The organism is Chroococcidiopsis sp. SAG 2025 (assembly GCF_032860985.1).
In the GTDB taxonomy this organism is placed as follows: Bacteria; Cyanobacteriota; Cyanobacteriia; order Cyanobacteriales; family Chroococcidiopsidaceae; genus Chroococcidiopsis.
Map to the genome: position 1 here is coordinate 1,045,129 of NZ_JAOCNC010000001.1, position 25,587 is coordinate 1,070,715.

The 25,587-nt window shown below is 44.9% G+C and carries 13 protein-coding genes and 4 pseudogenes; 4 read left to right on the top strand and 13 right to left on the bottom strand.

Annotation, left to right across the window (positions count from 1 at the left end; all coding sequences use genetic code 11):
* Positions 1 to 4: 4 nt before the first annotated feature.
* Positions 5 to 6,019: an AAA family ATPase gene (locus tag N4J56_RS05075; protein ID WP_317105460.1), complete on the bottom strand. Its 6,015-nt coding sequence runs from the start codon at positions 6,017 to 6,019 to the stop codon at positions 5 to 7.
* A gap of 396 nt (positions 6,020 to 6,415) precedes the next feature.
* Here N4J56_RS05075 and N4J56_RS05080 point away from each other — a divergent pair, with 396 nt between their 5' ends.
* Positions 6,416 to 8,041 carry a mechanosensitive ion channel family protein gene (locus N4J56_RS05080; RefSeq protein ID WP_317105461.1) on the top strand — a complete coding sequence of 542 codons (1,626 nt, stop codon included), beginning with the start codon at positions 6,416 to 6,418 and terminating at the stop codon, positions 8,039 to 8,041.
* Between the two features lie 31 nt (positions 8,042 to 8,072).
* Here the strand turns inward: N4J56_RS05080 and rppB are convergent, their stop codons facing one another.
* The 10 genes and pseudogenes from rppB to N4J56_RS40770 all read right to left on the bottom strand — a co-directional run bounded on the left by rppB (position 8,073) and on the right by N4J56_RS40770 (position 19,986).
* The gene (rppB, locus tag N4J56_RS05085; protein WP_317105462.1) at positions 8,073 to 9,392 is read right to left on the bottom strand and encodes a two-component system sensor histidine kinase RppB; all 1,320 of its coding nucleotides are present in this window, start codon (positions 9,390 to 9,392) and stop codon (positions 8,073 to 8,075) included.
* Positions 9,379 to 10,082 (bottom strand): annotated as a pseudogene (gene rppA / locus N4J56_RS05090) (two-component system response regulator RppA). Before rppA ends, rppB begins: the two are co-directional and overlap by 14 nt.
* A 15-nt stretch (positions 10,083 to 10,097) precedes the next feature.
* Complete coding sequence (locus tag N4J56_RS05100; RefSeq protein WP_317105465.1) at positions 10,098 to 10,565, bottom strand: hypothetical protein; 468 nt, start codon at positions 10,563 to 10,565, stop codon at positions 10,098 to 10,100.
* A gap of 73 nt (positions 10,566 to 10,638) precedes the next feature.
* Positions 10,639 to 13,758 (bottom strand): annotated as a pseudogene (locus N4J56_RS05105) (efflux RND transporter permease subunit).
* A 19-nt stretch (positions 13,759 to 13,777) separates the two neighbouring features.
* Positions 13,778 to 15,520: an efflux RND transporter periplasmic adaptor subunit gene (locus tag N4J56_RS05110; protein ID WP_317105466.1), complete on the bottom strand. Its 1,743-nt coding sequence runs from the start codon at positions 15,518 to 15,520 to the stop codon at positions 13,778 to 13,780.
* A gap of 207 nt (positions 15,521 to 15,727) precedes the next feature.
* On the bottom strand, positions 15,728 to 16,465 hold the full coding sequence (locus N4J56_RS05115) for a DUF305 domain-containing protein (protein ID WP_317105467.1): 738 nt from the start codon (positions 16,463 to 16,465) through the stop codon (positions 15,728 to 15,730).
* A gap of 411 nt (positions 16,466 to 16,876) precedes the next feature.
* Positions 16,877 to 17,200, bottom strand: a pseudogene (locus N4J56_RS05120) (class I SAM-dependent methyltransferase); the annotation flags it as partial.
* 12 nt (positions 17,201 to 17,212) lie between these two features.
* Positions 17,213 to 17,671 (bottom strand): heavy metal-responsive transcriptional regulator, encoded by a 459-nt coding sequence (locus tag N4J56_RS05125; RefSeq protein ID WP_317105469.1) that lies wholly within the window; start codon positions 17,669 to 17,671, stop codon positions 17,213 to 17,215.
* A 121-nt stretch (positions 17,672 to 17,792) separates the two neighbouring features.
* Positions 17,793 to 18,656: a fructosamine kinase family protein gene (locus tag N4J56_RS05130; protein WP_317105470.1), complete on the bottom strand. Its 864-nt coding sequence runs from the start codon at positions 18,654 to 18,656 to the stop codon at positions 17,793 to 17,795.
* Between the two features lie 8 nt (positions 18,657 to 18,664).
* Positions 18,665 to 19,986 (bottom strand): annotated as a pseudogene (locus N4J56_RS40770) (M16 family metallopeptidase).
* 227 nt (positions 19,987 to 20,213) lie between these two features.
* On the opposite strand from N4J56_RS40770, the gene N4J56_RS05145 reads away from it, so the two are divergent.
* Entirely contained in the window at positions 20,214 to 20,822 is a 609-nt protein-coding gene (locus N4J56_RS05145; RefSeq protein WP_317105472.1) for an OmpA family protein, read from the top strand.
* Positions 20,823 to 21,045: 223 nt separating this feature from the next.
* Complete coding sequence (locus N4J56_RS05150) at positions 21,046 to 22,950, top strand: cation:proton antiporter (RefSeq protein WP_317105473.1); 1,905 nt, start codon at positions 21,046 to 21,048, stop codon at positions 22,948 to 22,950.
* Between the two features lie 108 nt (positions 22,951 to 23,058).
* Here the strand turns inward: N4J56_RS05150 and N4J56_RS05155 are convergent, their stop codons facing one another.
* Positions 23,059 to 23,712 (bottom strand): cytochrome b N-terminal domain-containing protein, encoded by a 654-nt coding sequence (locus N4J56_RS05155; protein ID WP_317105474.1) that lies wholly within the window; start codon positions 23,710 to 23,712, stop codon positions 23,059 to 23,061.
* Positions 23,713 to 23,900: 188 nt separating this feature from the next.
* Complete coding sequence (locus tag N4J56_RS05160; protein ID WP_317105475.1) at positions 23,901 to 24,602, bottom strand: lipase; 702 nt, start codon at positions 24,600 to 24,602, stop codon at positions 23,901 to 23,903.
* Positions 24,603 to 24,754: 152 nt separating this feature from the next.
* Here N4J56_RS05160 and N4J56_RS05165 point away from each other — a divergent pair, with 152 nt between their 5' ends.
* Entirely contained in the window at positions 24,755 to 25,489 is a 735-nt protein-coding gene (locus tag N4J56_RS05165; RefSeq protein ID WP_410500423.1) for a precorrin-2 C(20)-methyltransferase, read from the top strand.
* Positions 25,490 to 25,587 lie beyond the last annotated feature (98 nt).

The window sequence follows — 25,587 nt, forward strand, 5'->3', positions numbered from 1 at the left end:
GCCTCTAGATCTCTAAGTATTTTTTCACAAACTCCAGAATTTGTTTCTCTTTATAACTTTTAGCGAGTTGACGCAGATGCAGTGCAAATGGCATCCACCGTCGATCTAATGCTTCAATTTTAGCGGCTTGTTCCAAGATGCCCCGGATATCACCCCTCATTGCCAAATCGAGCAACTTTGCCATCTCCTCGGCTGGGGGAGGAACGATCGCTCCTGCTGCCAATTCGCTGGCTGGGGAATTATCTAAAGCTTTAACTGTCGATTCTTCCTCATAAATCCATTCCAAACCTAAGTGAATTCTTAATTTTTCTAATAAATCTGTCTCGCGAACTGGCTTCGGCAGAAAATCATCGCAACCGACTGCTTGACTCTGCCGCCGATCGAAATCGAACACGCTAGCTGAGATCGCGATCGCCACTACACCTGCTAACTCTGGCAATGTCCTGAGACGACGAGTCACTTCAAAGCCATCCATCCCTGGCATGACTAAATCTAGGATCGCGCAATCAGGCTTATACGCCTGCGCCTTAGTCAAACCATCAAGACCATCGATCGCTTCTAACACTTCAAAACCCAGTGGCTCCAGCATATTGACTATGACAGAACGGTTCGACCATTTGTCGTCTATGACCAACACTTTCAATTTGTTGCCTTTGAAACCAATAATTCTGCGTTGACTTGTGTTAGTAACTTCAGCTAATCGGCAAATTCTCGGTAATTCTAGCTCGAACCAGAAAATACTCCCTTGACCCAAAGTACTCTTGACTTTGATATCGCCACCCATCTTTTGCACCAACTGCTTGCTAATTGCCAAACCCAACCCCGTTCCTTCGACGCGATCGCGATGCCTGCCTACCTGCTGAAACGGTAAGAAAATTTCTTCTAACTGTTCTGCTGCCATGCCAATTCCAGTATCTTCTACTTGAAACCGCAGCTTTCCGGCGCGATCGCTCACTTTGAAAGTCACGCTACCTTTTTCGGTAAACTTGACAGCATTGCCCAACAGATTGAGCAAGACTTGCCGCAGTCGTTTCTCGTCAGCACGAATGAATTGCGGCAGGGTGGACGACTTGTAAGTTAAACAAATGCCTTTTTGCTCGGCGCGAATTTGACAGATATCGACAATCCCCGCTAGAAATTCTAAAAAATTGAAATCGTGACAATCGAGTTCCATTTTTTGGGCTTCGATTTTGGAAATGTCTAAAATATCGTCGATTAAAGTCAGCAAGTGATCGCCACAGCGATGAATGATATCTAAACCATTCTTTTGTTGCTCGGTCAAAGCTGTTGCTTTCTTGAGAATTTGAGCGTAACCCAAAATGCCATTGAGCGGGGTGCGGAGTTCGTGGCTCATATTGGCTAAAAATTCACTCTTAGCTTGACTCGCAGCCTCGGCTGCTATTTCTGCTCGCTGGCGATCGCCAATTTCCTGTTGCAGTTGCACGTTCTTTGCTTGTAGCTCTAGCGTCCGCTCCGCTACTTTAGTTTCTAAAGACTGGTTATAGTTTTCTAAATCGTGATAAAGACGAGCATTTTCGATTGAAATTGCGGCTTGAGCCGATAGCAGTTGTAAGATTTCCAGGCGGTCAGGTGTAAAAGCTCCAGTTGTGAGATTGTTTTCTAGGTAGAGAATGCCCGTTAGTTTCCCCTGGTGCAGAATTGGCGTGCATAAAACTGATTTTGGTTGGCGATCGACAATGTAAGGATCGGCAGCAAAGATTGTCTCAACAGTCGCGTTATTTAAAACGATAGATTCTAGAGTTCTGGCTACATAATTGATGACAGAAACAGGAAGTATAAGATACTTGTCTGGCATTTCTAATATTCTGAGAGGTAGCGCTTCCCGCACCGCAATTTCACTTGCATCAATTCCTCCAGATGCTTCAATGTATAGTTCTCCCGCTTTATCTAAGAGTAAAAATCCTGTTTCTGCCCCTGCATTTTCTAGCACGATTTGCATGAGTTTGGTTAGCAGGTTGCCTAAAACAATTTCACCTGAAAGTGCTTGTGAAGCTTTCATCACAGTTGCTAAGTCTATGTTCTTGAAACTTTCACTCAGTGTAGGAGTTGGAATTTGAACAATAGCTTCGGATGAGGCTTGACGCTTCTGACTTTTAACAAGAATTTGAGGATAATCGATCTCTAGATCTTTAATTTTTGCCGTCGCTCCCCAACATAGATAACCGTAGTAAGCTTCGATTAAGTAAACTTGAGCGATTTTATCTTTGCCTTGTAACAAATAAAATTTGGCTGCTAACTCGTTTGCCAAGGCTTCTTCTTGAATATATCCATGCTCTCTCGCACCAGAGATCGCGCGATCGTAATGCTCCATAGCTTGCCAATATTGACCTAATACCCGTGCTTGCTCTGCTTCTACTAATGCGTATTTATGCTGAAAATTCATTGGGGCATAACCCGCCCATTTTCGCATCTTTTTCTGATTATTGAGTACTCTGTCTAGAAGTTGTTCTTGTTGCGATCGCGATGCTGAGGGATACATGGCAATTTGTGCCAGAGAATCGTAGAAATAGAAGACTGGCACAACCAGAAAGGCTTTGACTCCATCTAAATACTTTGCGGCTCGATCTGCATTCTCTAATGCTTGCTCGTACTCGCCAAATAAATAACAAAGAATCAGTTTGTTTGTATAAAAGTAGTGCAATCCAGTGCGATCGTTGGCTTTCTGTAATAGCGGTAGCGATCGCTCTTCGTTGTACGCTTTCCCTAACAAACAGCAACGATTTTGAGTTGGTTCGAGTAAGTTAGAAACTGACTGCTGAAAGATTTGATTCCAACTTAAGGCATTTTCTTGCTTTAACTGAAGCAGAGAATCGCTAAGGTTTGCCATGTCTCGCCCCAGATTTGCCAGTTCCTGACCAGTAAAATAGGAATATTGGTATCTTTGCATGGCAGCATAGCCACCATATTCAAAATGTCCGTTTTCCAATCCGTTTTGATATCCATTCAGTAGCAATGGCAAAGTCTCTCTAGCGTGTACTTTTCCATGCATCGTACATGCTCCGGCAACAAAAAATACACTTGTCTTGAGTTCTAGGGTGTTGAATCGTTCCACTAAGTTTAAAGCCAACTTGCCAAATTGATGAGCTGACTCAATATCCTCAACTATGCCGTTTAAAATCACGCCGTAACAAACATAACCGTAAGCCGAAAAAGGTGCATTGCCAAATTCAAGCGATAAATTCACCTGTTCGCAGACAACCAAAGGAAATAGCATCGGTGCGGCTTGATAGGTGGGAGAACCTAAACTAGTTAGCATTCGGATAGCTGCCAGCTTATCAACCTCAGACATTAACGGTAGGTTAATCAAGTCTTCTATATTTTTCCCAGCCAAATTTGTTGCTGTGCGACTGAGTGCGTGTTGCAAATCTAAGGAACTAGGGGACTGGGGTAATCTCACCCCTAGCAGTTCCAGTGCTTGTAATCCAATGGCGATCGCTTCGAGTTGTTTGACTTGCGCCATGCAAGTTTGAATTTTGACTTCATAAACTTTCATTTTGTCAATCGGAGTTTTTGCCTGTTGTAAGACAATTGTTGCCCATTGCTCCATTTGCTCGAAGTCGCCATTCAGGTAAGCTGTTTCTACTGCTGATTCGTAAAGTGCCAGTGTTAGCTCGTACTGATTCTGCCAGCTATTTGCTGTTAATAATCCTAAACCCACTTTAAAGTAGCGCATAGCAGATTCATATGCCGTTGCTGCTTTCGCTTTCTGACCTGCGATCGCATTTAGTTCGGCTAGCTCGTATTTTTCCGCATCTAAAGTGAGTAAGTCAGAGCCATAGTTTAGGTGATTAACTAAAGCAAAAATATTTTCTTTTCGTTCTTCAACCGCAGTATTTTTTAGGAGTAACTGACCAATTTTTAAATGAGTTGCTTGTTTTTGTGAATCAGGAATGAGAGAATAAGCTGCTTGCTGGACGCGATCGTGTAAAAACTTGTAACTAACTTTTAATGGTTTAACTAATAAAATTTTTGAGGTATCTGGCTCGATAACTAGCGGAATTTTGTATGCTTCAGAAAGGGGTAAAATTAGATTTGCTTGTAGGGCTTCCCATAAATCTTTCGCAGTTTCCAACAAAGACTCCTCATTAACAATGGCTAAGACATCTAATGTAAATTTATCTCCGATACAGGCAGCGAACTTAAGAACGTTCTGCGTCTTTGGTGATAATTTTTGAATTTGGCTAACCATTAATTCAACAACATTGTCAGTAATATCTATTTCCTGAAGCACCTGAATATCCCACTGCCAGCCAGCGCGATCAAAATCAAATGTCAACCGTCGATCTTGATATAGAGATTTCAGTAGTTGAGTTAAGAAAAAAGGATTACCTTGAGTTTTCTTAAACACTAATTCAGCCAGCGCCTTAGTTGTAGTAGTGTTCGTGCGGAGAGTATCGGCAATTAATTGGTTAGTGTGGGTAATTTGTAAAGGTTGAAGGACAATATCGTTCGTTACGACATGAGCTTGTTGCATCTCAGCCAAAGTCACCATTAGAGGATGAGAGCCACTGACCTCATTATCGCGATAAGCTCCGATTAATAATAAATATTGACTATTCGAGTCACAAACAAGCAACTGAATCAGCTTTAAAGAAGCTAGATCGACCCACTGCAAGTCATCTAAAAAGATAACTAGCGGATGTTCTGGTTGAGTAAATACGTGAATAAATTGTCGAAATACTCGATTAAATCGATTTTGAGACTCAGTTATTCCTAAACTAGAAACTGCTGGCTGCACGCCAATAATACGTTCGACTTCGGGAATAACATCAATAATTATCTGACCGTTAGAACCTAAAGCTGCCAAAAGTTTGGCTTGCCAACTTGCAATGCGATCGCTACTTTCGGTCAGTAATTGCCGGATTAATTCTTGAAACGCTTGAATTAAAGAAGCATAAGGAATATTTCGCTTAAGTTGGTCGAATTTTCCCGAAATAAAATATCCCCGCGCTCCCACAATTGGTCTATGAACTTCATTAACTAAAGAAGATTTACCGACCCCAGAATAACCGCTGACTAACATCATCTCGGTCGCTCCTCGACTGACGCGCTCGAAAGCATCTATAAGAGTTGCAACTTCTCGTTCGCGACCGTAAAGTTTTTGAGGAATTAGAAATTGACTAGATAAATCGAGTTGTCCTGCACGGAAGGAAGGAATTTTCTGGGTCGTCTGTAACATTCTCAGACAAGTTTCTAAGTCAGCCTTTAAACCCAACGCACTTTGATAGCGATCTTCGGCTGTTTTTGCTAGCAATTTCATCACGATTTCCGCGATCGCTGGCGGAATTTCTAGCTGATATTCTCTCGGTGAGACTGCGGCTTTAGCAATATGGGAGTGAATGAGTTCTAGTGGATTGTTTGCCTGAAATGGTAGCCGTCTTGTCAGCATTTCATAGAAAGTCACACCTAATGAATAAAAGTCAGTTCGGTAATCGAGCGCGCGGTTCATCCTACCAGTTTGCTCTGGTGAGATATAGGCTAGATTGCCTTCCAACAATTCAGGATGACGAATGGTCTGATTCTCTATAGGCAAGCGTGAAGCAAGACTAAGATCGATAAACAGCGCTCGCTCTGTTTCAGGATTAACTAGGATATTGCAGGGCTGAATATCTTTATGAATAATATTGTGTTGATGCAGCTGAGCGACGGTTGAAACTAATTGAATAGCGATTGATAAAAAGCTATTCAATTCAATTTTTTTTGGCGATTCGAGCAGTTTTTTCAAAGATATCCCTGGAAAATCTGCATAGATTAGGGCTAAGCCGCTTTGATAACTTTCCAAAGCCAATGGTTGAACGAATCCTACTATTTTTAGATCGTGAAGAATGTTATACTCGTGTTTTAAGTAAGTCAGCTCTTCTATAGATGTACGCTCGGCTTTCGGAGTTTTAATAATAACTGAGGTTTTGTCTGTATCCCTATAAGCACGATAAACAGTCGTGTTAGTGCATTCAGTCATAACTTCTAGTAGCGTGTAACCCGCGATCGCCATGCTCATATTCTGATTGCACTGATGGAGTAAAAAATTTTAATAGATGTCAGTCCGTTCGACTCGTTCTTCAGTAAATGAAAACTCCGGTTTTAATAATAGCCAAGTATTAATTTTAGCAAACGTCGCAGCCTCCAAGCTTTTTATCAGGGAAATTTTAAACTTTTATCTGAGTGAATTTACGCGATCGCACTCACCCGCTCATCCAGCCTAGAAAAACTACAAGAGCTATTTTTATTAGATAAAATTTGTACTGTCTTTCTCAAGGAAGATGTCATTAATTAAACAGTAGTATAGATTTTTTGTGTAAAAAATACTCATTCGAGTGTATCAAACGATCGCCCAATAAATTGCTTAGAAGTAATATTCCTCAGTTTCAATTGACCAAATTACTCGATAATTTACATGGTTCTTTATCGCCGTTTCCGACTCATATCTATCTTTATAAGTGCAATTGCTATAGTTTTAGCTTTGGGATTGTGGTTTCCCGCGATCGCCCAAACACCTGCAAAAGTCCCTGTCGTACTAGATGGAGAACCAATCTTTCAAGTCAGCAGTTCGGGACAATATAGCGCGCGGGAACGAGCAGAAGCGATCGCCAAACAACTACAAAATGTAGTTCAAGCCGACCGATCAATCCAAGTAGAAGTCGAACAACGCAACCAGTTACCGACAATTTTATTAAACGATCGCTACCTGCTGACAGTTACAGAACGAGATGCAATTCCAGGTAGCACGCCACAAGAGCAAGCAAGTCAATTGGTGCAGCAAATTCAGGAGGCATTAGAGCGAGCAAAAACGGAAAGAACGACAGCTTATCTTTGGCAAACTATTCTTTTAGCAGCAGGAATTGTCCTGACAGCTGCTGCTTTAACGTGGGGACTGGGATGGATTAAGCATCGTTTCTTTCAAGCGGCTCAAGAGCAATTATCTGCTAGTACGGAAGCTGATGCCGATCGCCAACCACTACGAATATTAGAATTTTTGTTCAAACTCGTGTTAGCGATCGCGCGGATTGGACTTTGGGTAGGGGTTGTCCTTTACATCACGAACTTGTTTCCCTTTACGCGACAGTGGAGTTACCAAATTGCTAACGTTCTTACGACTAGTCTGGCATCACCCATTCTGACACTGAGCAATAACTCTTACTCCGTCATCGACTTGGTAATTTTAGCCGGATTGCTGTTTGGCTTAGTCATCTTTGCTGGAATTGTCACCAATCTGTTTCGCTCTCGCGTGCTGCGGTATGCTGGCATCAATCGCGGCGCTCAGGAAGCGATCGCTATTCTGGCAAAATACGGTCTGATCTTTGTTGGCTCGCTGGTATTGTTGCAAGTTTGGGGACTTGATATTAGTTCTTTAGCGATCGTTGCCAGTGCCTTAAGTGTGGGGATTGGTTTCGGCTTGCAAGATATTGCCAAAAACTTCGGTAGCGGGATCGTATTGGTGTTCGAGCGCCCGATTCAGGTAGGAGATTTTGTCGAAGTGGGAGATTATAAAGGGACTGTCGAGCGGATTGGAGCCAGAAGCACTGAAATTCGCACCCTCGATCGCGTTTCGATCATCGTGCCGAATTCCCGCTTTCTCGAAAATGAAGTGATTAACTGGAGCCACCATAACCCGATCTCGCGCCTCCATCTCCCCGTTGGCGTTGCCTATGGTTGCGATGCCAAAGCTGTAGAAGCCGCTTTGCTAGAAGCAGCTCGCACCCATCCCAAGGTGTTAAAGTCTCCCCCACCCCAAGTGCTATTTAAAAGCTTTGGCGACAGCGCCCTAGATTTTGAATTATTAGTCTGGACGAAGGAACCGGAACGGCAATTTTTACTCACTAGCGATCTGTACTATCAAATCTACAACGTGCTGAACCAAAGAGAAATTGAGATCCCTTTTCCACAACGCGATCTCCATTTGCGTTCTGGAACGGTGGGACTTTCACCACAAGTCGAGTCAGCTTTAACTCAGATGCTGACACGTTGGCACAATAATGGCAGCGATCGCCATTCCCATACTTCAGGTGACGGCAAATCGTAATTGGGAGGTTGTATATCTGCTCGTGCGCTCCCTACAGTGTCGCAACTCCTAGTGGTAATCGAACGGTGAAGGTACTGCCTTTGCCCAACTCGCTGTGTACCTCCAAGCTTCCCTTGTGTGCTTGAACGATCGCAATGGCGATCGCCAATCCCAAACCAGAACCGCCAGTCATTCTGGAGCGATCGCTATTCACGCGATAAAAGCGATCGAAAATCCGCTGCTGATGTTCTGGAGCAATCCCGATACCTGTATCTGTAACTCGAATGATGGCGCGATCGTCCTCTTTGTCCAAAATCGCCCTAACACAACCGCCTGTAGGGGTGTATTGAATGGCATTAACCATCAAGTTAGTCACCAGACGATACATTTGTTCTTCATCCCCGACGATCTGTAATGGCTTATAGGCTTTAATTTCAGCTTTCAGCGTGACTGCTGCGGCAAGCGCCAGAGATTCCAGTTCTTCTACCAAATCGCTAATAATATCGTTAAGACAACAAAGTTGATATCGCACTGGTAAAGATTGACGCTCCATGCGCGATAGGAGTAGCAAATCTGCAACTAATGCCGTGAGTCGTTGGTTCTGGCGGTTGACGGTTTGCAAAATCTCGCGTGCTTCTGGTTCCGGCAAATGGGGCGATCGCAGTGCCGATTCAACGGTTGCTGCCAGTGCAGCTAGTGGAGTTCGCAGCTCGTGAGCGGCATCAGCCGTAAACTGTTGAATCTGTTGATAGGACTGGTATACTGGCTGCATGGCTCTACCTGCCAGCCACCAACTCGAAACCGCTACGAGCATGATGGCGATCGGCAACCCCAGCCACAACACTAACTTGACATTAGCTAAATAAGCGTCAACATCGCTGAGGCTGCGTCCCACTTGGATGTATCCCCAAGGGCGATTGTCTTGAGTATGCAGCGACAGAGAAATTTGGTGGTAGCGATTTCCTTTGCTGTCGGTTAGAGTTTGCCACATCGGTTCTCCCGGCGTTAAAGGTAAACCATCTGGTAGGAAACCTAAAAAAGCGACATTCTCTCCCGAAAGACTTAAAAATCTAGCATAGTAGTCGCCCTGGTGAATTGCCCCCAAAATATGGTGTTTGTCCGTCTGTGGTATTTGTGGCAAAAGCTGTTGAATTATTGGCTCTAAACGTCCTGGTTGTCGTAAATCTTTCTCAACATCGTCATGTAGCGTACCAACGACAACTTCTATCTCTCGGTTAAGAGTTTGCCAATGAGCGTGGATGATTGCCCGATCGACTCCAAAGCCAAGCAAACCGAGAATAAAGCTCATGACAGACGCATACCAAATGACAAGTTGCCAGCGAGTTTGAGAAAAAAGCTTATTTTGCTGCATTGGCAATATTCAGGCGATAGCCTCTACCAGAGACCGTTTCGATCGCGCGATCGCTATCCACTACTGCTAATCGTCGTCTGAGCAGGCGAATTTGAGCTGCGACAACGTTACTTGTCGTATCCGCCGTGACTTCCCACAGTTGATTGCGGATCTGCTCGCTGGTGACAATCCAATTGGGATGCTTCATGAAATACTCTAGCAGCTGAAACTCTTTATTCGTTAATGCAACTAACTGCTTACCACCAGATCGTTCGAGACGATAGACACTGCGGGTATCGTAGTCCAAAATTAAATTACCTGCTTGTAGTTGTTGGGGTTGAAGTTGAGGCGATCGCCGATGGAGTGCCTTAACTCTTGCTAGCAGTTCCGCCATACTAAATGGCTTTACTAAATAATCATCTGCCCCTGCACTCAAGCCAGCAACTCTATCTTCAACGCTATCTTTGGCAGTTAGCATTAACACTGGTAGCGGGCTGTTTTGCCTCCTTAACCGCTTACAAAGGTCTTACCTGACATGCCAGGTAATAACCAGTCAAAGATAGCTAGCGTATACTGCATCTGCTGGTTTTCTAAGTAATCCCAAGCTTCCGTACCGTTGAAAACCAAGTCAACCACATATTTTTCTTGGTTTAAGGTGCGCTTGATGGCAGTTCCTAAGTCTGGTTCGTCTTCAACTAGTAGCACTCTCATACTGTTGCATACAAATTACTGCTTGAAACTAAAACGCCCGTTGACTTTTTCACCTTTAATATCAGCAGTCATTTTCAATTGATATTGACCAGTTTTGTTTCCCGCAAGCAAAGCCGTGTAGTGTTGACCCTTAGTGTCATACTGAAACGGAAGTGTTTTCTGCGTACCATCGGGCATTTGAATTTGAGCGGTCACTTTAGCATTGGGAATTGCTGCGTGACTATCTCCTCTTTGCAGATAGAAATCTAAATGCGTTCCCTTATCTTCTTTCAGAGTGACTAACTCTAAGTGATAAGCTCCTGATTCTACAACTTGACCACCTTTTTTACTTTTACTATCTTTAGTTGTGCTGGTTTTCTCACTTGTGAATTCTGTGTTTGAAGCGACTTCTGAAGCTATAACTCTTGAGCTGCCATAATAAGTTTCTAAAAAAAGGATTCCTGTAATAACCACAGCAAATAAGTTTGAATTAGATAATTTCATGGGTTAACTCTAATTAATAAGATCCGTGAAAAACCAATACGAACCGAAAGCATAAAGTTGCGCGATCGCGCTTCTACGTGACAGAACCTTGAGTTGTCCCCAAATCTTGCACTGACTCAAACTTTTTGGGAACCAAAAATTTACCAAATTGAGCATATAAAGCTGGAAGAACTAGCAGGGTTAATGCTGTAGAAGTAAATAATCCACCCAACACCACGATCGCTAAAGGTTGCAAAATTTCCTTACCTGCTCCACTACCAATAACCAGCGGAACCATGCCTAATGCTGATGTAAGTGCTGTCATTAAAATAGCTGCTAGTCGTTCCATAGAACCCTCAAATAGAACGGACTGCAACGACATTCCCTTTGCTAACTTGGCGTTGTAGTTTTCAACTAACAGCAAGCCGTTGCGCGTGGCAACTCCAAATAAAGTGATAAATCCGATCGTTGAAGCCACAGAAATAACACCACCACCCAAAGCCACAGAAAAAATGCCTCCTACCAAAGCCAAGGGTAGGTTAATTAGAATCATCAACATGGCAGATATGGACTTGACAGCAAAGTACATTAAAATTGCAATGATGACAATAGCTAAACCACCAAATAGGAGTAAGTTTTGAGTAGCTCGTTGCTCTGATTCAAACTGACCACCGTATTGAACAAAATAGCTAGACGGCAGTTGCACTTGCTGTTTAATATTAGTGCGAATATCTTCAATAACAGAACCTAAATCTCAACCGGATACATTAGCAGAGACAACAATTAATCGCGATACATTTTCCCGATTAATGGTATTGGGACCAGTACTGTAGTCGATTTTAGCAACAGATGCCAGAGGAATTTTTTGTCCGTTGGGAGTATCGACTAATAAATTTCTGATAGTTTCTAAGTTATTGCGCTCGCTCTGTTTTAACCATACTAATAAGTCGAATAACTGTTGTTCTTGCAATACTTGAGAAACGACTCGTCCATTTAAGGCAGTTTCGATCGCCTCTGATAGCTTGCCAACGGAAAGACCGTAACGAGCAGCAGCAGGGCGATCGAATTGAATCTGCACCTGCTTAATTGGAACTTGGGGTTCTAGCTGCAAATCTACGATCCCCTGGACGTTGCTCATTGTTGTCTGAACTTCAGCACCAATACTGCGTAATGCATCCAGTTCGGGACCAAAAATTTTCACGGCGATCGCACTTCTTACTCCAGATAATACCTCATCCATGCGATGAGAAATAAAACCACCAATACTAGGAGCAACACCTGGTAATTTTGCAAATTCGGCTCTAATCTTTTCGATGGTCGCTGCTCGATCTTTCATTCCTTCATCGCTAATTTCTATATCTACGTGTCCCAAGTTGACACCACCCGCATCTGCATCTCCAGGCGCACGTCCAGAGCGTAACTGCACGGACTCAATCCGAGGATCGCCTTTAAGCGCCTCTTGAATTGCCATCCCCGACTTGTTTGTGACTTCCAAAGAAACACCAGGATACAGCAACATAGAATTGACGAGCGATCGCTCTTGAAATTCCGGTAAAAACACTCGTCCTAGTGACGGTAGAACGATCGCGGAGGCGACAAACAAAGCAACTGCGATCGTCAAAATAACACTCGGAACGCGAATGGAAAATCTGAGTAGCGGACGGTATAACCGTTGAAACCAGCGCGAAATCCACGTTTCATCCTCTGGTAATCGGCGGTTAGCTAACAAGATGGCACACAAGGCTGGCGAGAGCGTCATTGCTACTAGAGTTGAAGCAAAAATAGAGACTAAGTAAGCTACACCCATTGGAGCAAAAATTCGACCCTCTACTCCAGTCAGCGTAAAAATTGGGGCAAAAATCACAGCGATAATGACTGTGGAAAATAGCACGCTCACGCGCACTTCTACTGAAGTATCGTAGACCACTTGAAACGGATGAACCGGATTTCCTGCTAACTGGTTTTTCCGCAACCCTCGGTAGGCATTTTCCATGTCCACAATTGAGTCATCCACCACCGAGCCAATCGCTACCGCTAGTCCTCCCAAAGTCATCGTGTTGATGCCTTGCCCAAACCAATTCAAAATCAGTAGTCCAATCAGTATTGATAAAGGAATGGCGCACAGAGTAATGACGGCAGTACGCCAATTCATCAAAAACAGCACCAGAATAATGGAAACAATAATGATGCCATCGTGCAGGGAATCTTCAACATTTTTAATCGCATCGTCGATGAAGTTTTGCTGGCGAAAAGAAACGGTTACTTTAACATCTTTGGGTAGGCTAGGCTGAATATCTGCGATCGCTGCTTCAATCGCTTTTGTCACGGTCGGAGTATCAGCTTGAGGTTGCTTGTTAACCATCACGACAACAGCTCGCTGACCGTTCAAACTGCCATCACCCCGTTGCAAGGCTGCGCCGATTTGTACGTCGGCTACATCACTGAGTAATACGGGTTTGCCGTTACGGGCGGTAACGATAGATTGTTTTAACTCCTCGATGGATGAAATTCGCCCGATGCCCCGAATTAATAATTCTCGATCTGGGTTGACAAGAAAGCCGCCAGCAGCATTGGTATTCGCCGCTCGTGCTGCTTCGGTAACTTCTGCCAAAGACACGTTAAAGGCTTTTAACTTGGCAGGGTCAAGTAACACTTGATACTGACGAATATCTCCCCCATAAGCAATGACTTGGGAAACCCCTGGTACTGCCAGCAGGCGGTTAGTAATATCGCGATCGACCAGCCGCCTGACTTCCATCAGTGGTGTCGTCTCGGCAGTAAACGCATATTGCAACACCGTGCCAATCGGAGAGCTAGTGGGAGAAATTTGCGGTGGCTCGATGTTCTGAGGTAGCTTACTTTGGGCTTGTTGCAATCGTTCTGTCACCAACTGGCGAGCTTGAAATACATCAGTGTCCCAATTGAAGATAACCTTGACAACAGATATACCAACTGCCGAAGAAGAGCGTACTGTCGTCACTCCAGGCGTACCATTGATGGCACTTTCAATTGGTAATGTAACTAAAGATTCGACTTCTTCAGGAGCTAGTCCTGGTGCTTCTGTTTGAATTTCAACTTGGGGTGGTGCAAAGTTAGGAAAAACATCTAAGGGCATCTGCCTTAAATTGTAAATTCCTAGTATGGTGACAATAATTGCTCCCAGAACAACCAGCCAGCGTTGAACGATCGACCACTTCAGAATGGAATTGAGCATTGACTTACCAAAAATATCTTTACTTCCAATCTCCGATCTCTGACTGCTGGCTTCTCATGTGATGGTTGTCGTTCATCGAATTTGATTCGTCACCAAAAACAGACTCTCCGCTCTCGCTTGGTTCGGATGCAGGATCGGTCGATCTGCTAGAACTTTTACCATTTCGATACTCATTCACTTCGTCAGCAAATCCTGTAGATGGTGGCACAAACTGAGACTTGGTACGACGACTAGACCAAAAAGCACCTGCCGCAAAAGCAGCAGTACCAATTACCAATCCCCCTGTTGCTCCTATCAACCACCCAGGCAATTGCCATCCTGTTGTTGTAGAGGCAGAAGTTTTTTCTCCCTCTGCTCCCCTGCTCCCCTGCTCCCCTGCTTTTCCACCTCCCCGTAAAGACTGTGCGTATAGTTGAGGCGCGCGTTGAGTGACGATCGCATCCCCCTCAAACAACCCGCTTTTGACCTCAATCGTATCCCCAATGGTCTGACCTAAAATCACTTCTACTGGTTGATAGGCATTCCCATTTTGGATGTAAACCATGTGTTTGCCGTTTGCCTCTACCACAGCTGAGCTAGGAATTGCCAGAGCTGTCGCTGTCCTGTCTGCGAGTACTTCTAGTTGGGCAAACATCCCTGGTTTCAGGACTCCGCCAGAGTTATCGATCTCGGCTTTGACAGGGACTACCCGCGTTTCGCCTTCCACCACCGAACCGATAACAGCAACTCGTCCAGTGAAAGTTCGGTTAGGCATAGAAGCAACTGTAACTCTGACTGGTTGACCGTTTTTGACTTTATTTAAATCTTTTTCATAAATGTTGGCTGTGGCATAAACTCGACTGTCGTTAACGATTGTCATCAACTTGCCACCTGCATCCTCGAAGGATTGACCGAGACTGACTTCGCGATCGGCAACTCTACCTGAAATAGGAGCTGTAACTGTTACCTGTCCTTGCGCATTAGCTTTTGTACCCAGTTGTTGTAGTCGAGTTTGATATGCTGTGTTGCTGAGACTTAAATGGGACTGAGCCACTTGCACGGATGACTGAGCGCGTTTGAGATCGGCTTCGGCTGCAATGACATCTCGGCGGCTGTCTGCTGCGGTTAGTTTAGCTTTGGCTTCGGCTAGCTGAGTTTGAGATTCTAGAGCTTGGCGACGGGGAATTGCACCTTGACTTAATAAAATTTGGTCTTTGTCAGATTTTTCTTGAGCAAAGTTTACTTGACTTTGTGCTTGGGCAATTTCTGCTGTGGCAATTTGTGAGAAACGCTGATAGTTTTGTTGCGCTAATCTCAAGTCTGCTTGCGCTTTTTGTAAATCTGCTCGTGCCTCCGCCTGCTTTTCTTGGGAAGTTACGCGCAATTCTACTAAGTCGGGAGCAGCTAAAATGGCGACGGGTTGACCTGCTTGCACGTAAGCACCAGGTTGTACTAATAATTGGGCTACCTTAGCTCCTGAAATCGGTGTCGTAACTTCTACTTGTCGATTGGGCAAAGCTTCAATTTGTCCTGTTGCTTGTAGCCCTACAGCTAGTCGCTGTCGCTTAACTGGTTCTACTTTAATTTCCAAACGCTTGACAGTTTCAGCATCGACTTGAATCGAGTCAGTCGTTTGAGTTGCCTCACTTCCGCCGTGAAATTCATCTCCGTGTCCGCCGTGAGCTAACACAGTTACGGGAGTCATCACGATTGCTAGGCTAACGATCGCCCCCGATATGCGGCAAAGCGGTGCAGACGATCGCTTCAGGTGTGATTTGCGCATTATTTATATAGAAATGTCCTCGCGTACCATCAGAGCAAACGAGTGCTACAACTGCACTACTCAGTCTTTAGTTTCTCCTATGCAAATGAAATCAAGATGAAATTGCGATCGCCGATTCAATTTGAACAGTTTTCAATTGGATGAGATACACGATCTGTAGGGATGCACAGATGTGCGCCCCTACGTTAGCGCTACAATGTATGCGAGCTACTGGTTATACCAAGCTTTGCGCCACTGCTTCATTTGAGCAATCTCTTTTTGTTGTGAAGTGGCAATTTCATTAGCTAGCTGTTTGATTTCGGGTCGCTTCGACTTCTGTGAAGCATCTTGAGCCATCATCACTGCCCCTTCATGGTGAGCAATCATGGCATCCATGAAACGCAGGTCAAACTTAGGGTCAGCAGTTCCCAAGTCCATCATCATTGACATGCTTTGCTGCTGTTGTTTTGTCATTGGGACTACGGGTTTATCCTTACCGCCATAGGCAACAGGCTGTTTACTAGCTTGGGGATACCATTGCTGTCGCCACTTCCGCAGCAGCTCGTTTTCTTCGCGGTTTTGGGCGACGATAATGTCGCTTGCCAATTTCTTAATCTCAGGACGCTTCGATTTGAGCTGTGCTTCTTTCGCCATCGCGATCGCGCCTCGGTGGTGCAATCTCATGGCATCAATAAAACGCAGATCGTAGTAAGCATCGGCAGGACCTAAATCCATTGCCATGCTGTGGTTCATCATGCCCCCACCATGTTGCATCATGCCCCCACCATGTTGCATCATGCCCCCACCATGTTGCATGTCCTGCTTCAGATGAGCGTTGGTATTGTTTGAAGATTGGCTGTTTTTTGCCGAGATCCCAAAATTAGCAGCCAGTACACCAATTGTCATTGTGGCGATCGCTGTTAGAGTTAGTACCAAAACTTTGGTTTTTCCAGAATTAGTTTGCATAAATGATTTTCTATCCATCAATAGTAGAGTTTGCTTGACAATTACCATCTCAATTATGAAATCTCTAGCTGACTAGAGAGTCAACTATTACGTTTACTCAAGGATCTGACTACTCATGTAAGATGAAGGTTTCACTCAATAAAGAGTTTGAATTATACCAAGATTCAAGTATTACAAAACCAGGATGAAATTAGGATGAAATCGCTGTATCTCTACAGTCAGAAATCTTCTCCATACCATTAGAAAGAGGCGATCGCATTCGCTATCCTTCTAAAGTGAAACCACAGAAGCATAATGACTACTTCATATTGTGTTTTTAAGGCTTTCGGAGGAAAATTATGACAGTATCTCAATCTCACCTGCTAACTGTCTGTTCGATCGGGCAGTCAGCGATCGCGGTTTCTTCTGTTGCTAGGATTTAACTTCTGCTGTGGCGATCGCCATGCCCCAAACAACATTGAAGCGGAATTTGGTAGCACGGCAGATCTCAAAGCCTGCCAATTCTAACAAGTGATGAAACTCGGCTTCGGTATAACATTGCTGATAAGCTGGATCGAACAATTTCAACACTAGATCGCAGAGCCGACATAACAAATAATCTTTGCACCAATCTAGGATCGTTACCCTACCGTGAGGTTGTAACACCCGTTTCATTTCTACTAATGCGGCTACTGGGTCTTCAAAATAGTGAAAAGAACTGGCAGATACAATCACATCAAAGCTATTGTTCGCGAACTGTTGTTTCAATCATACGGAACGTCTAGTGTCGTTATTTAACAGCCTCCAATCGTCTTCATCTGCTTGAATAATCGGGCAAATCGTTCCAGGCTGCGGGACTGGAACAGGCTCCCATCCCGAGAGCAATCCCTTCAATTCAGCCTGCAACGTCAACAACTGCTGAATTTGGCGATCGATTTGTAGTAGTTTCTCTTCTAATTTCTCTTTAACTTCACCGCAAGGTAAATTGCCGCGATCATAAACATCGAGAATTTCTTTAATTTCTTCCAAGCTCAAACCGAGTTTTTGAGCGCGTTTGATGAACGATAGCCGCGTCAAGACATCTGGTGAAAACTGCCGGAAGCCTCCTTCAGTACGGCTGGAAGATTGCAACAGACCCAGAGTTTCATAATAGCGGATTGTTCTAATTGGGACACCGCTCATAGCTGTTACCTGACCGATGAGTAGCGATCGCTCTTGAGTTAGCATAATATGTCTCCTAAGTCAATTTTTTCGTAGGGATCGCTCTAACTAGATTTATCCCTACTTACTATTTTTAACCCTCTAGTTAGCTGGAGAGTCAACTGACTTTTAATTGCTATTTGTGCCTTCAACCTAGAAGTCTTGCGATCGCCCCATTTGCCTGAGACTCGTAACTTCCACCAAATAAGTTGAAATGGTTCAAAATGTGATACAGATTGTAGAGAATTTTTCGCCGTTCGTAACCAGGGTTCAGTGGTAGAACTTCGTTATATCCCTGATAAAAAGCGGCTGGGAAACCACCGAATAATTCAGTCATGGCAACATCAACTTCGCGATCGCCGTAATATGTTGCTGGATCGAAAATAACGGGTTCTCCAGCAGTGGTAAAAGCAGCATTGCCACCCCATAAATCCCCGTGGACTAAGGAAGGTGACGGCTGATGTCCTGCTAGAATCTGCCCAATTGCCGCGAGTAACTTTTCCTGTTGGGGAAAGCGTCCGCCTCTACGTTTGGCTAGCTGAAATTGATAGCCCAAGCGGTGTTGAGTATAAAATTCTCCCCAATCTGTCATCCAAGTATTGATCTGCGGCGTAGAACCAATCGTATTATTTATCTCCCAGCCAAATGCATGACTGCTGCTGCGATCGTGCATTGCTGCTAGCTGTCGCCCCATTTCCGCCCAAGCTGGAGTTCCTCCACGTCCTAAATCCAACCACTCCAAAACAATGTATGCAGACTTATCGGTTGTTCCCCAGCAAATCGGTTGCGGGACGCGAATAGTTGCCGTAGCAGACATTTGTTTTAATCCCAGCGCCTCTGCTTCAAACATGACAGTCTGGGAGGGGGAATTGAGTTTGACAAAGTAAGTGCGATCGCCATCGGTAATGGTGTAGCCTTGGTTAATGCAACCGCCACTTACTGTCCGCTGACTATTGACAAAAAACTCTTTTCCTGAAACTTTGGAAATATGATGGGCAATCTCCGTCCACATATATACTCTTATTCGGGTTTAGTGGTAACGATACCGTAAGCCGAGGGAGAAAGATATTGCACGGCAGCAGCTTGTAAGTCGGCAGCAGTTAGAGCTTGAATTTTATTTGGATACTCCAACGCGGATGCTAAGTTTCCGGTTAAAGATTGATAGTAGCCATACAAACCAGCGCGTTCGCTGGGGGTTTCGTTAGCAAAAATAAAGCGATTGGCAACTTGAGTGCCGATCCGAGCAATTTCTGATTCCTGTACGGGAGCAGATTGTAACTTCTCGATCTGGGATGCGATCGCTGCTTCGACCATCTCCAGGTTTTCTACTGGCATCTGGGCAGAGACGTAAAATAGCCCTTGTAGGTGCTGTGTCAAGTTACTCACAGAAATATTGGAAACCCAGCCCTTTTCTTCCCGCAATTCTCTCACTAATCTGGACGTGCGCCCGTGACTCAAAATTGCCGCTAAGACATCTAGGGCGTAAGTTTGCTCTAGCTGTACTAACCCTGGAACCCGCCAAAGCATGACGAGTCTTGCTTGTTGCAAGCTGGGATCGACGAATTCGCGGCGGACGATTTGGGTGAAGGGGGTTCGGGGGTATTGGGTAGGGGCGGGTTTAATTGAGAGGATGTTTGTTCGCTTCTAGGACGATGAGACAAACCCGCCCGTACAGACATTTGGTCTGCCCGAGCAAAACTATTGGCGACGATTTCGATTAATTCTGTTTCGGGTAAATTACCAACAACCGATGCTGTGATGGACTGGGGTTGATACCAGGTAGCGTGAAAGTCGCGCATTTGTTGCGATTGTAATTGCGCGATCGCATCTACTGTACCCAGAACTGAGCGCCGGTAGGGTAAGCGGTCAAAAGCTATTTCCATCGCCCGTTGAAAAGTCCGGCGACGAGGATTATCATCGGAGCGACGAATTTCTTCTAACACGACTAAGCGTTCCAACTCAAACGCATCATCGGGAATTAAACTGTTGAGGACGATATCGATTTGCAGTGGTGCTAAAGCTGCAAAATCTGATGGAGCAGTCGTAATGTAAAACTGAGTGTAATCTTGACTGGTTGCAGCATTAGCGATCGCACCCCGCGCCTCGATGCGACGCTCGAATTCACCCATTGTCAGTTGTGGAGTGCCTTTAAACACCATATGCTCTAAAAAATGAGCCACGCCGTTAATGGCATCTGATTCAACTGCTGAACCGACATTAACCCATAAACTGAGATTAACCGCTTCTACAGGCATTTGCTGTGCCACAATCGTTAACCCGTTAGCAAGTCGGTGCAGTTTGGGTGTGGATATTGGAGGAGTTTTGAGCAGAGTTGAGGTCATGGACGCGACAAAATAGACCGATCTTTCTTTATCTTACTCAGTTGAGGTGAGAGGTAAGAGGTCAGAGGTGAGAGGTTTTTTCTTGGTTTGGCTGGAAGCCATGTAGTGTATGATACTGGACTGACAAATTCATTGCGCAGTATCCGAAATGTTGAGGGCTAAATTTGTTGGAGTAGAATGGGCTGGCAATTTTTAGGAGCTACGCTTGACTCGCTTGAGGGGAGAAAATGCGACTTTTTCTATTTTCAGGTAGCATAGCAGCAATTACTTTGGCGAGCGTCGCTGCTTGGCAGGCAGAAGTTAAACCAGTTGAGGTTAAGCCGATTCAGGTTAAACCTATTCAGGTCAAACCAATCGAAGTTAAACCAGTCAAATTTAAACAGATTCAATTTAGATCGGTAGAACTAAAGCCGATAAAGCTTAAAGAAATTACCTTTAAAGGAGTGCAGGTGAGAGAAAATCAAGATTTAACAGCGATTATTCTACCAGCAGACGTGCTATTTGACTTCGATAAAGATAATATTCGTCCCGATGCAGAAGTCGCACTGCGCCAAGTCGAAACAGTATTAACTCAACGTTATGCCAACAATTCAGTCAGAATTGACGGACATACAGATGCGATCGCGGATAATGCATACAATCAAAATCTTTCCAAACGCCGTGCTAATTCAGTTAAACGTTGGTTGATGCAGCAGGGTGGGATCGAGTCAGCACGAATGACAACGCGAGGATATGGTGAGACTGTCCCTGTTGCAGCTAATACTAAGACAGATGGTTCGGATAATCCTGAAGGACGGCAGAAAAATCGACGAGTCGAAATCGTAATTCAAAAATAGAAGCAGGTGCGATATCTCAGTTACAGCCTGGTTACTAGCCTAGTTATGATATGAAGTGTTTCTATTTATCTTTAACGTAAAGAACAACTTGTATTTTAAAATACAAATTGCCTATAGACTACTATAGATGATGCAGAGAATTGTCAGCATAATGGAGCCGCGCCTATTTTAGAGATTTCTCCCGTCACCAGGGTTCGGACAGCACTATTGCTAACTTTCTAATATGGAAGCATCTTTTGAAATTACCCTGCAAATGGTAATTGCTGTAATTGCAGGGATTAGCGCCCAAGTTATAGCAGAATACCTCAAACTCCCTAGCATTGTCTTTTTGTTACTGTTTGGGATTTTATTAGGTTCTGATGGGATGAACGTGCTGCACCCTCAAGTTTTAGGTGCTGGTTTGGAAGTAATTGTGGCGCTTTCTACCGCAGTGATCCTATTTGAGGGAGGGTTGAACCTAGAACTGCGAGAACTGGGTAAAGTTTCTGGTAGTTTGAGAAATCTTGTCACTGTGGGAACTCTAATTACTCTGTTGGGTGGGAGTATGGCGGCGCATTGGCTGGGAGAGTTTCCCTGGGCGATCGCTTTCCTTTATGCTTCTTTGGTAGTGGTAACGGGTCCTACGGTAATTTCGCCACTATTACGCACGATTAAAGTAGACCGTCAGGTAGGAACTCTATTAGAAGGAGAAGCGGTATTAATCGACCCTGTAGGGGCAATTCTCGCCGTTGTGGTACTCGATACAGTTTTAAATGGCGAAACCGACCCTTGGATGGCAATTAGTGGCTTGACGCTGCGTCTAGGTATTGGTGGGAGCATTGGGGCTGCTGGTGGTTGGTGTCTTGCCTTCATGTTCAAACGCGCTCACTTTATTTCTGACGAACTAAAAAATCTCGTTGTCTTAGCAGGTTTATGGGGTTTATTTACCCTAGCTCAACTCAGTCGCAGCGAATCTGGACTGATGGCGACAGTGGTTGCAGGCGTGGTTTTGGGTTCTGCTTCCTTGCCAGAAGAACGATTATTACGACGATTTAAAGGTCAGCTAACGATTCTCGGCGTGTCAGTACTATTTATCTTGCTTGCCGCAGATTTATCCATTGCCAGTATCTTTGCTTTAGGCTGGGGCAGTTTATTCACTGTTCTCGTGTTAATGTTTGTCGTCCGTCCTTTGAATATCGGTGTCTGCACGATCAACAGCGATTTAAATTGGCGACAAAAACTGTTTTTATCGTGGGTTGCGCCGAGAGGAATTGTTTCCGCTTCTGTCGCTTCGTTATTTTCGATTTTCCTGACCGAACGCGGGATTAATGGTGGAGACTCGATCAAGGCATTAGTCTTTTTAACAATTATCATGACTGTCGCCTGTCAGGGTTTAACTGCTGGCTGGGTAGCAAATTGGTTGCAAATCAGCTCTACGCAAGCAACTGGGGTGGTGATTGTCGGCTGCAACCCTTTGAGTTTATTAATTGCCCGCCTCTTCCAAGAACGGGGAGAAGCCGTGTCGATGATCGATACCGATCCCGTAGCGTGTCAGCAAGCCCAGGCACAGAGCTTGAAAGTTTTTCCTAGCAGCGCTTTAGATACAACAGTGCTAGAAGAGGCAGGACTAGCCTCTATGGGAACGTTTTTGGCAATGACTAATAATGGAGAAGTTAACTACGTCTTGGCACAAAGGGCTGTGGAAGAATTTCAACCACCAAGAGTGCTAGCTGTTTTTCCCCGCAATCCACACGCGAGTACCTCAACCAATCGCAATCGGATCGATCGAGCTTTTGGATCGGATATACCGATTAAAACTTGGAACGAATATATTAACAGCGATCGCGTGAAATTAGGCACGACAACTCTCAGCGAGTCGGGCTTTGCTTTACAACAAGCCCATCTGCAAGCATTAATTTGGGCAGGAGAGTTAGTCCCATTACTACTAGAACGCGAAGATCGGTTACTTGTCGTTCCTGCAACAGAACAATGGCAACCCGGCGATCGCTTAATCTACTTATTACACGATCCCAGACCCAATCTGTTGAAACGGCTATCGGGGGCAACACCAACAAAACGCCTTGCTTTAGAAAAACTGCCTGAAGTCGAAGAAATTCCTCTTCCTAGCCAAAATGTCTCTACGATTTAAAGGCAAAAGTCGTGCATTCGTAGGGACAGGTTTTCAGCAAATGCCTCTGATTCCGAGCAAGATTTTAGGTAAACCTACCCGTAGACAAGGCAAAAGTTAAAAGGCAAATTAGGGATTTTTGATTAATTCCCGTGGTGCGTTCGTTGTTGACTCTGCGGATGTAACAGATGCGACAGGTGTTTGCTGCCTTTCCTGCCATAGTACGCCGAATAAGTGAACGATCGCCAGTAATACGGCGCTACCGGAAATAATGTAGCTGTGGATGGTATAGAGATGTTCGACCGTAGTTGTATTCACTGCACCACCACCGGTGATGATATCTCGTAGGGTAGAACCAATAAAAGGAATGGCTTCGATGGTACTTAATTCGATCCGAAAGCGCCAGTAACCGACTTGACTCCAATCGAGAATCATTGCCGTCCAAGCTAGGGCGATCGCGTTGAGAATCAGTAAAATATTGCTAATCCAGCCAGTCAACCAACTGCGGCGAAACTGCCTCCCTACGAACATCACAACCATTTGAATTAGTGCTACACCAATTAGTAAGGTTCCGGCATAATCGTGTAAGCCGTGAATGATTTGACCGTTAGGAATCTCCGTATCGATCCATTGCAAAGCCTGATTCGCACCACCTGCCACTGGTTCGTAATAAAAAGATAACAAGATGCCAGTCACAGCCGCGATCGCGCACAATGTTAACAATGCTACAGATAGTCTTGTCGCCGTCCGTCTCAGAACGAATTCATAGGAAAGATTCTTCATAACTCCCGCTTCTCAGTACTCTCAAAATGTGTACTTTCTTTAAGATGCTAACCAAGTCACTCATTTGAAGAGTTCTTTCTAGAGGGGGAGATGGTAATCGGTAATTGGTAATTGGTGATTGGTAGTTGGTAGTCGCTCCCTCAGTTCAAGAGCAACTCTCTTCCCCCTGCTCCCTACTCCCTACTCCCTTACTCCAAATACGACACCCAACTCGGTACAACTTGAGGCGAACCGTACCAAATTCCAGGGGCTTTGGGAGAGTGCTTGACTCCCTCCAACACTAAATTTTCTGCTCCCTCTAAATGAGCTGCTGCGATTGGGGTAATGCCATCACCCCAACAATTTCCTTGTCCGCAGGTCAAGCGATAGCTGCTGTATGCCAGCCAGCTTCCTCGCCGTCGCTGTCCGAAGATGCTCTTACCAGCAACACAAACGTAGCGCACTTGGGAACTGTAAAAAGCACCAGGATAGTTATTGTTGACAAAATCGAGATTCCAGCGCGTCCAGCGTTCTTGGCTAATGTGGGGAGTTCCCAGCGTGACTAACGTGGCAACAAAGCGGTAAGCTTTCCAAGGGGGAATGGCGGCGATCGCTGCATTACGAGCCAGGTAAGCTTTTTCACCTAAATAAATTCGCGAGATCCAGCCGCCAGCAGAATGACCGATCAAATTTACTTTATCTGTGTTGTATTGGCGTAAAACTTGCTCGACCGTGCGATGCAGTTGCAGCAAAATTGGAGTCATTGGTCTACCTCCCAATGTAGGGAACCAATCTTGCCGTTGCAAGGGAACCGTAACGGTAGGAAAGCCTGACTGTTGTAACAATTGTTCCAACGGACGGTAGGCGATCGCGGCTTCTAAAAATCCAGGTAAAATGACGGTGGGAAGCATAGACAGTTGTCAGTGACCAGTGACCAGTGACCAGTGACCACGCACCACTCACTACACCCTACACCCTACACCCTCAACACGGATCGCGCACCACTCAACTACAATGACCAATGACCAATGACCAATGACTAATGACGACAAATGACTCCTCAATGGCGAACGGTATTCTCTACGGTGTTAGTGTTGGTCCAGGCGATCCAGAACTGATAACGCTCAAAGGATTGCGATCGCTGCAACAAGCTCCCGTAGTTGCTTTTCCCAAAGGAATTCAAGACAAACCAGGCATTGCCCAACAAATAATTGCTCCGTGGCTGCGATCGGATCAACAGCAGCTACCCTTAGATTTTCCCTACGTGCAAGACATTGAAGTTTTGACAAAAGCATGGCAACTAGCCGCCAAGCAAGTTTGGGAATATTTACAGAAAGGTCAAGATGTGGCTTTTGCCTGTGAAGGGGATATTAGTTTCTACAGTACGTTTACCTATTTAGCACAGACGCTGCAACAAATGTATCCCGCAGCCGTCATCAACTACGTTCCTGGTGTCTGCTCGCCTATGGCAGCAGCATCGGCGTTAGGGCTGCCCTTAACTGTCCGCCAAGAGCGTTTAGTCGTGTTACCAGCAATTTATAACGTCAACGAACTAGAATCTATTTTAGACTGGGCAGAAGTCGTAGTATTGATGAAAGTAAGTTCTGTATACGAACAAGTATGGCAAGTCTTGCAGCGCAAATCCCTACTGCAACACAGTTGGATAGTAGAACGAGCTACATTACCAAATATGGTGATATATAAAGATTTAAGCGATCGCCCGCACCTACAATTACCCTACTTTTCTTTACTCGTCATCCATGTCAGTCATCAGTTATCAGTTATCAGTTATCAGTAAAGAAAGGGTGTGGGGGAGCCAGTTGCTCATGGGGGGAACCCCCATGAGCAACTGGCGTTGTGGGGTGACAGTGACTCCTGACCAGTGACTCCTGACCA

Coding starts and splice junctions, on each gene's coding strand:
- N4J56_RS05150 (WP_317105473.1), top strand. CDS start 21,046: ATGGAAGCATCTTTTGAAATTACCCTGCAAATGGTAATTGCTGTAATT.
- N4J56_RS05155 (WP_317105474.1), bottom strand. CDS start 23,712: ATGAAGAATCTTTCCTATGAATTCGTTCTGAGACGGACGGCGACAAGA.
- N4J56_RS05115 (WP_317105467.1), bottom strand. CDS start 16,465: ATGCAAACTAATTCTGGAAAAACCAAAGTTTTGGTACTAACTCTAACA.
- N4J56_RS05165 (WP_410500423.1), top strand. CDS start 24,755: ATGGCGAACGGTATTCTCTACGGTGTTAGTGTTGGTCCAGGCGATCCA.
- N4J56_RS05125 (WP_317105469.1), bottom strand. CDS start 17,671: ATGCTAACTCAAGAGCGATCGCTACTCATCGGTCAGGTAACAGCTATG.
- N4J56_RS05130 (WP_317105470.1), bottom strand. CDS start 18,656: ATGTGGACGGAGATTGCCCATCATATTTCCAAAGTTTCAGGAAAAGAG.
- N4J56_RS05110 (WP_317105466.1), bottom strand. CDS start 15,520: ATGCGCAAATCACACCTGAAGCGATCGTCTGCACCGCTTTGCCGCATA.
- N4J56_RS05080 (WP_317105461.1), top strand. CDS start 6,416: ATGGTTCTTTATCGCCGTTTCCGACTCATATCTATCTTTATAAGTGCA.
- N4J56_RS05075 (WP_317105460.1), bottom strand. CDS start 6,019: ATGAGCATGGCGATCGCGGGTTACACGCTACTAGAAGTTATGACTGAA.
- N4J56_RS05100 (WP_317105465.1), bottom strand. CDS start 10,565: ATGAAATTATCTAATTCAAACTTATTTGCTGTGGTTATTACAGGAATC.
- rppB (WP_317105462.1), bottom strand. CDS start 9,392: ATGCAGCAAAATAAGCTTTTTTCTCAAACTCGCTGGCAACTTGTCATT.
- N4J56_RS05145 (WP_317105472.1), top strand. CDS start 20,214: ATGCGACTTTTTCTATTTTCAGGTAGCATAGCAGCAATTACTTTGGCG.
- N4J56_RS05160 (WP_317105475.1), bottom strand. CDS start 24,602: ATGCTTCCCACCGTCATTTTACCTGGATTTTTAGAAGCCGCGATCGCC.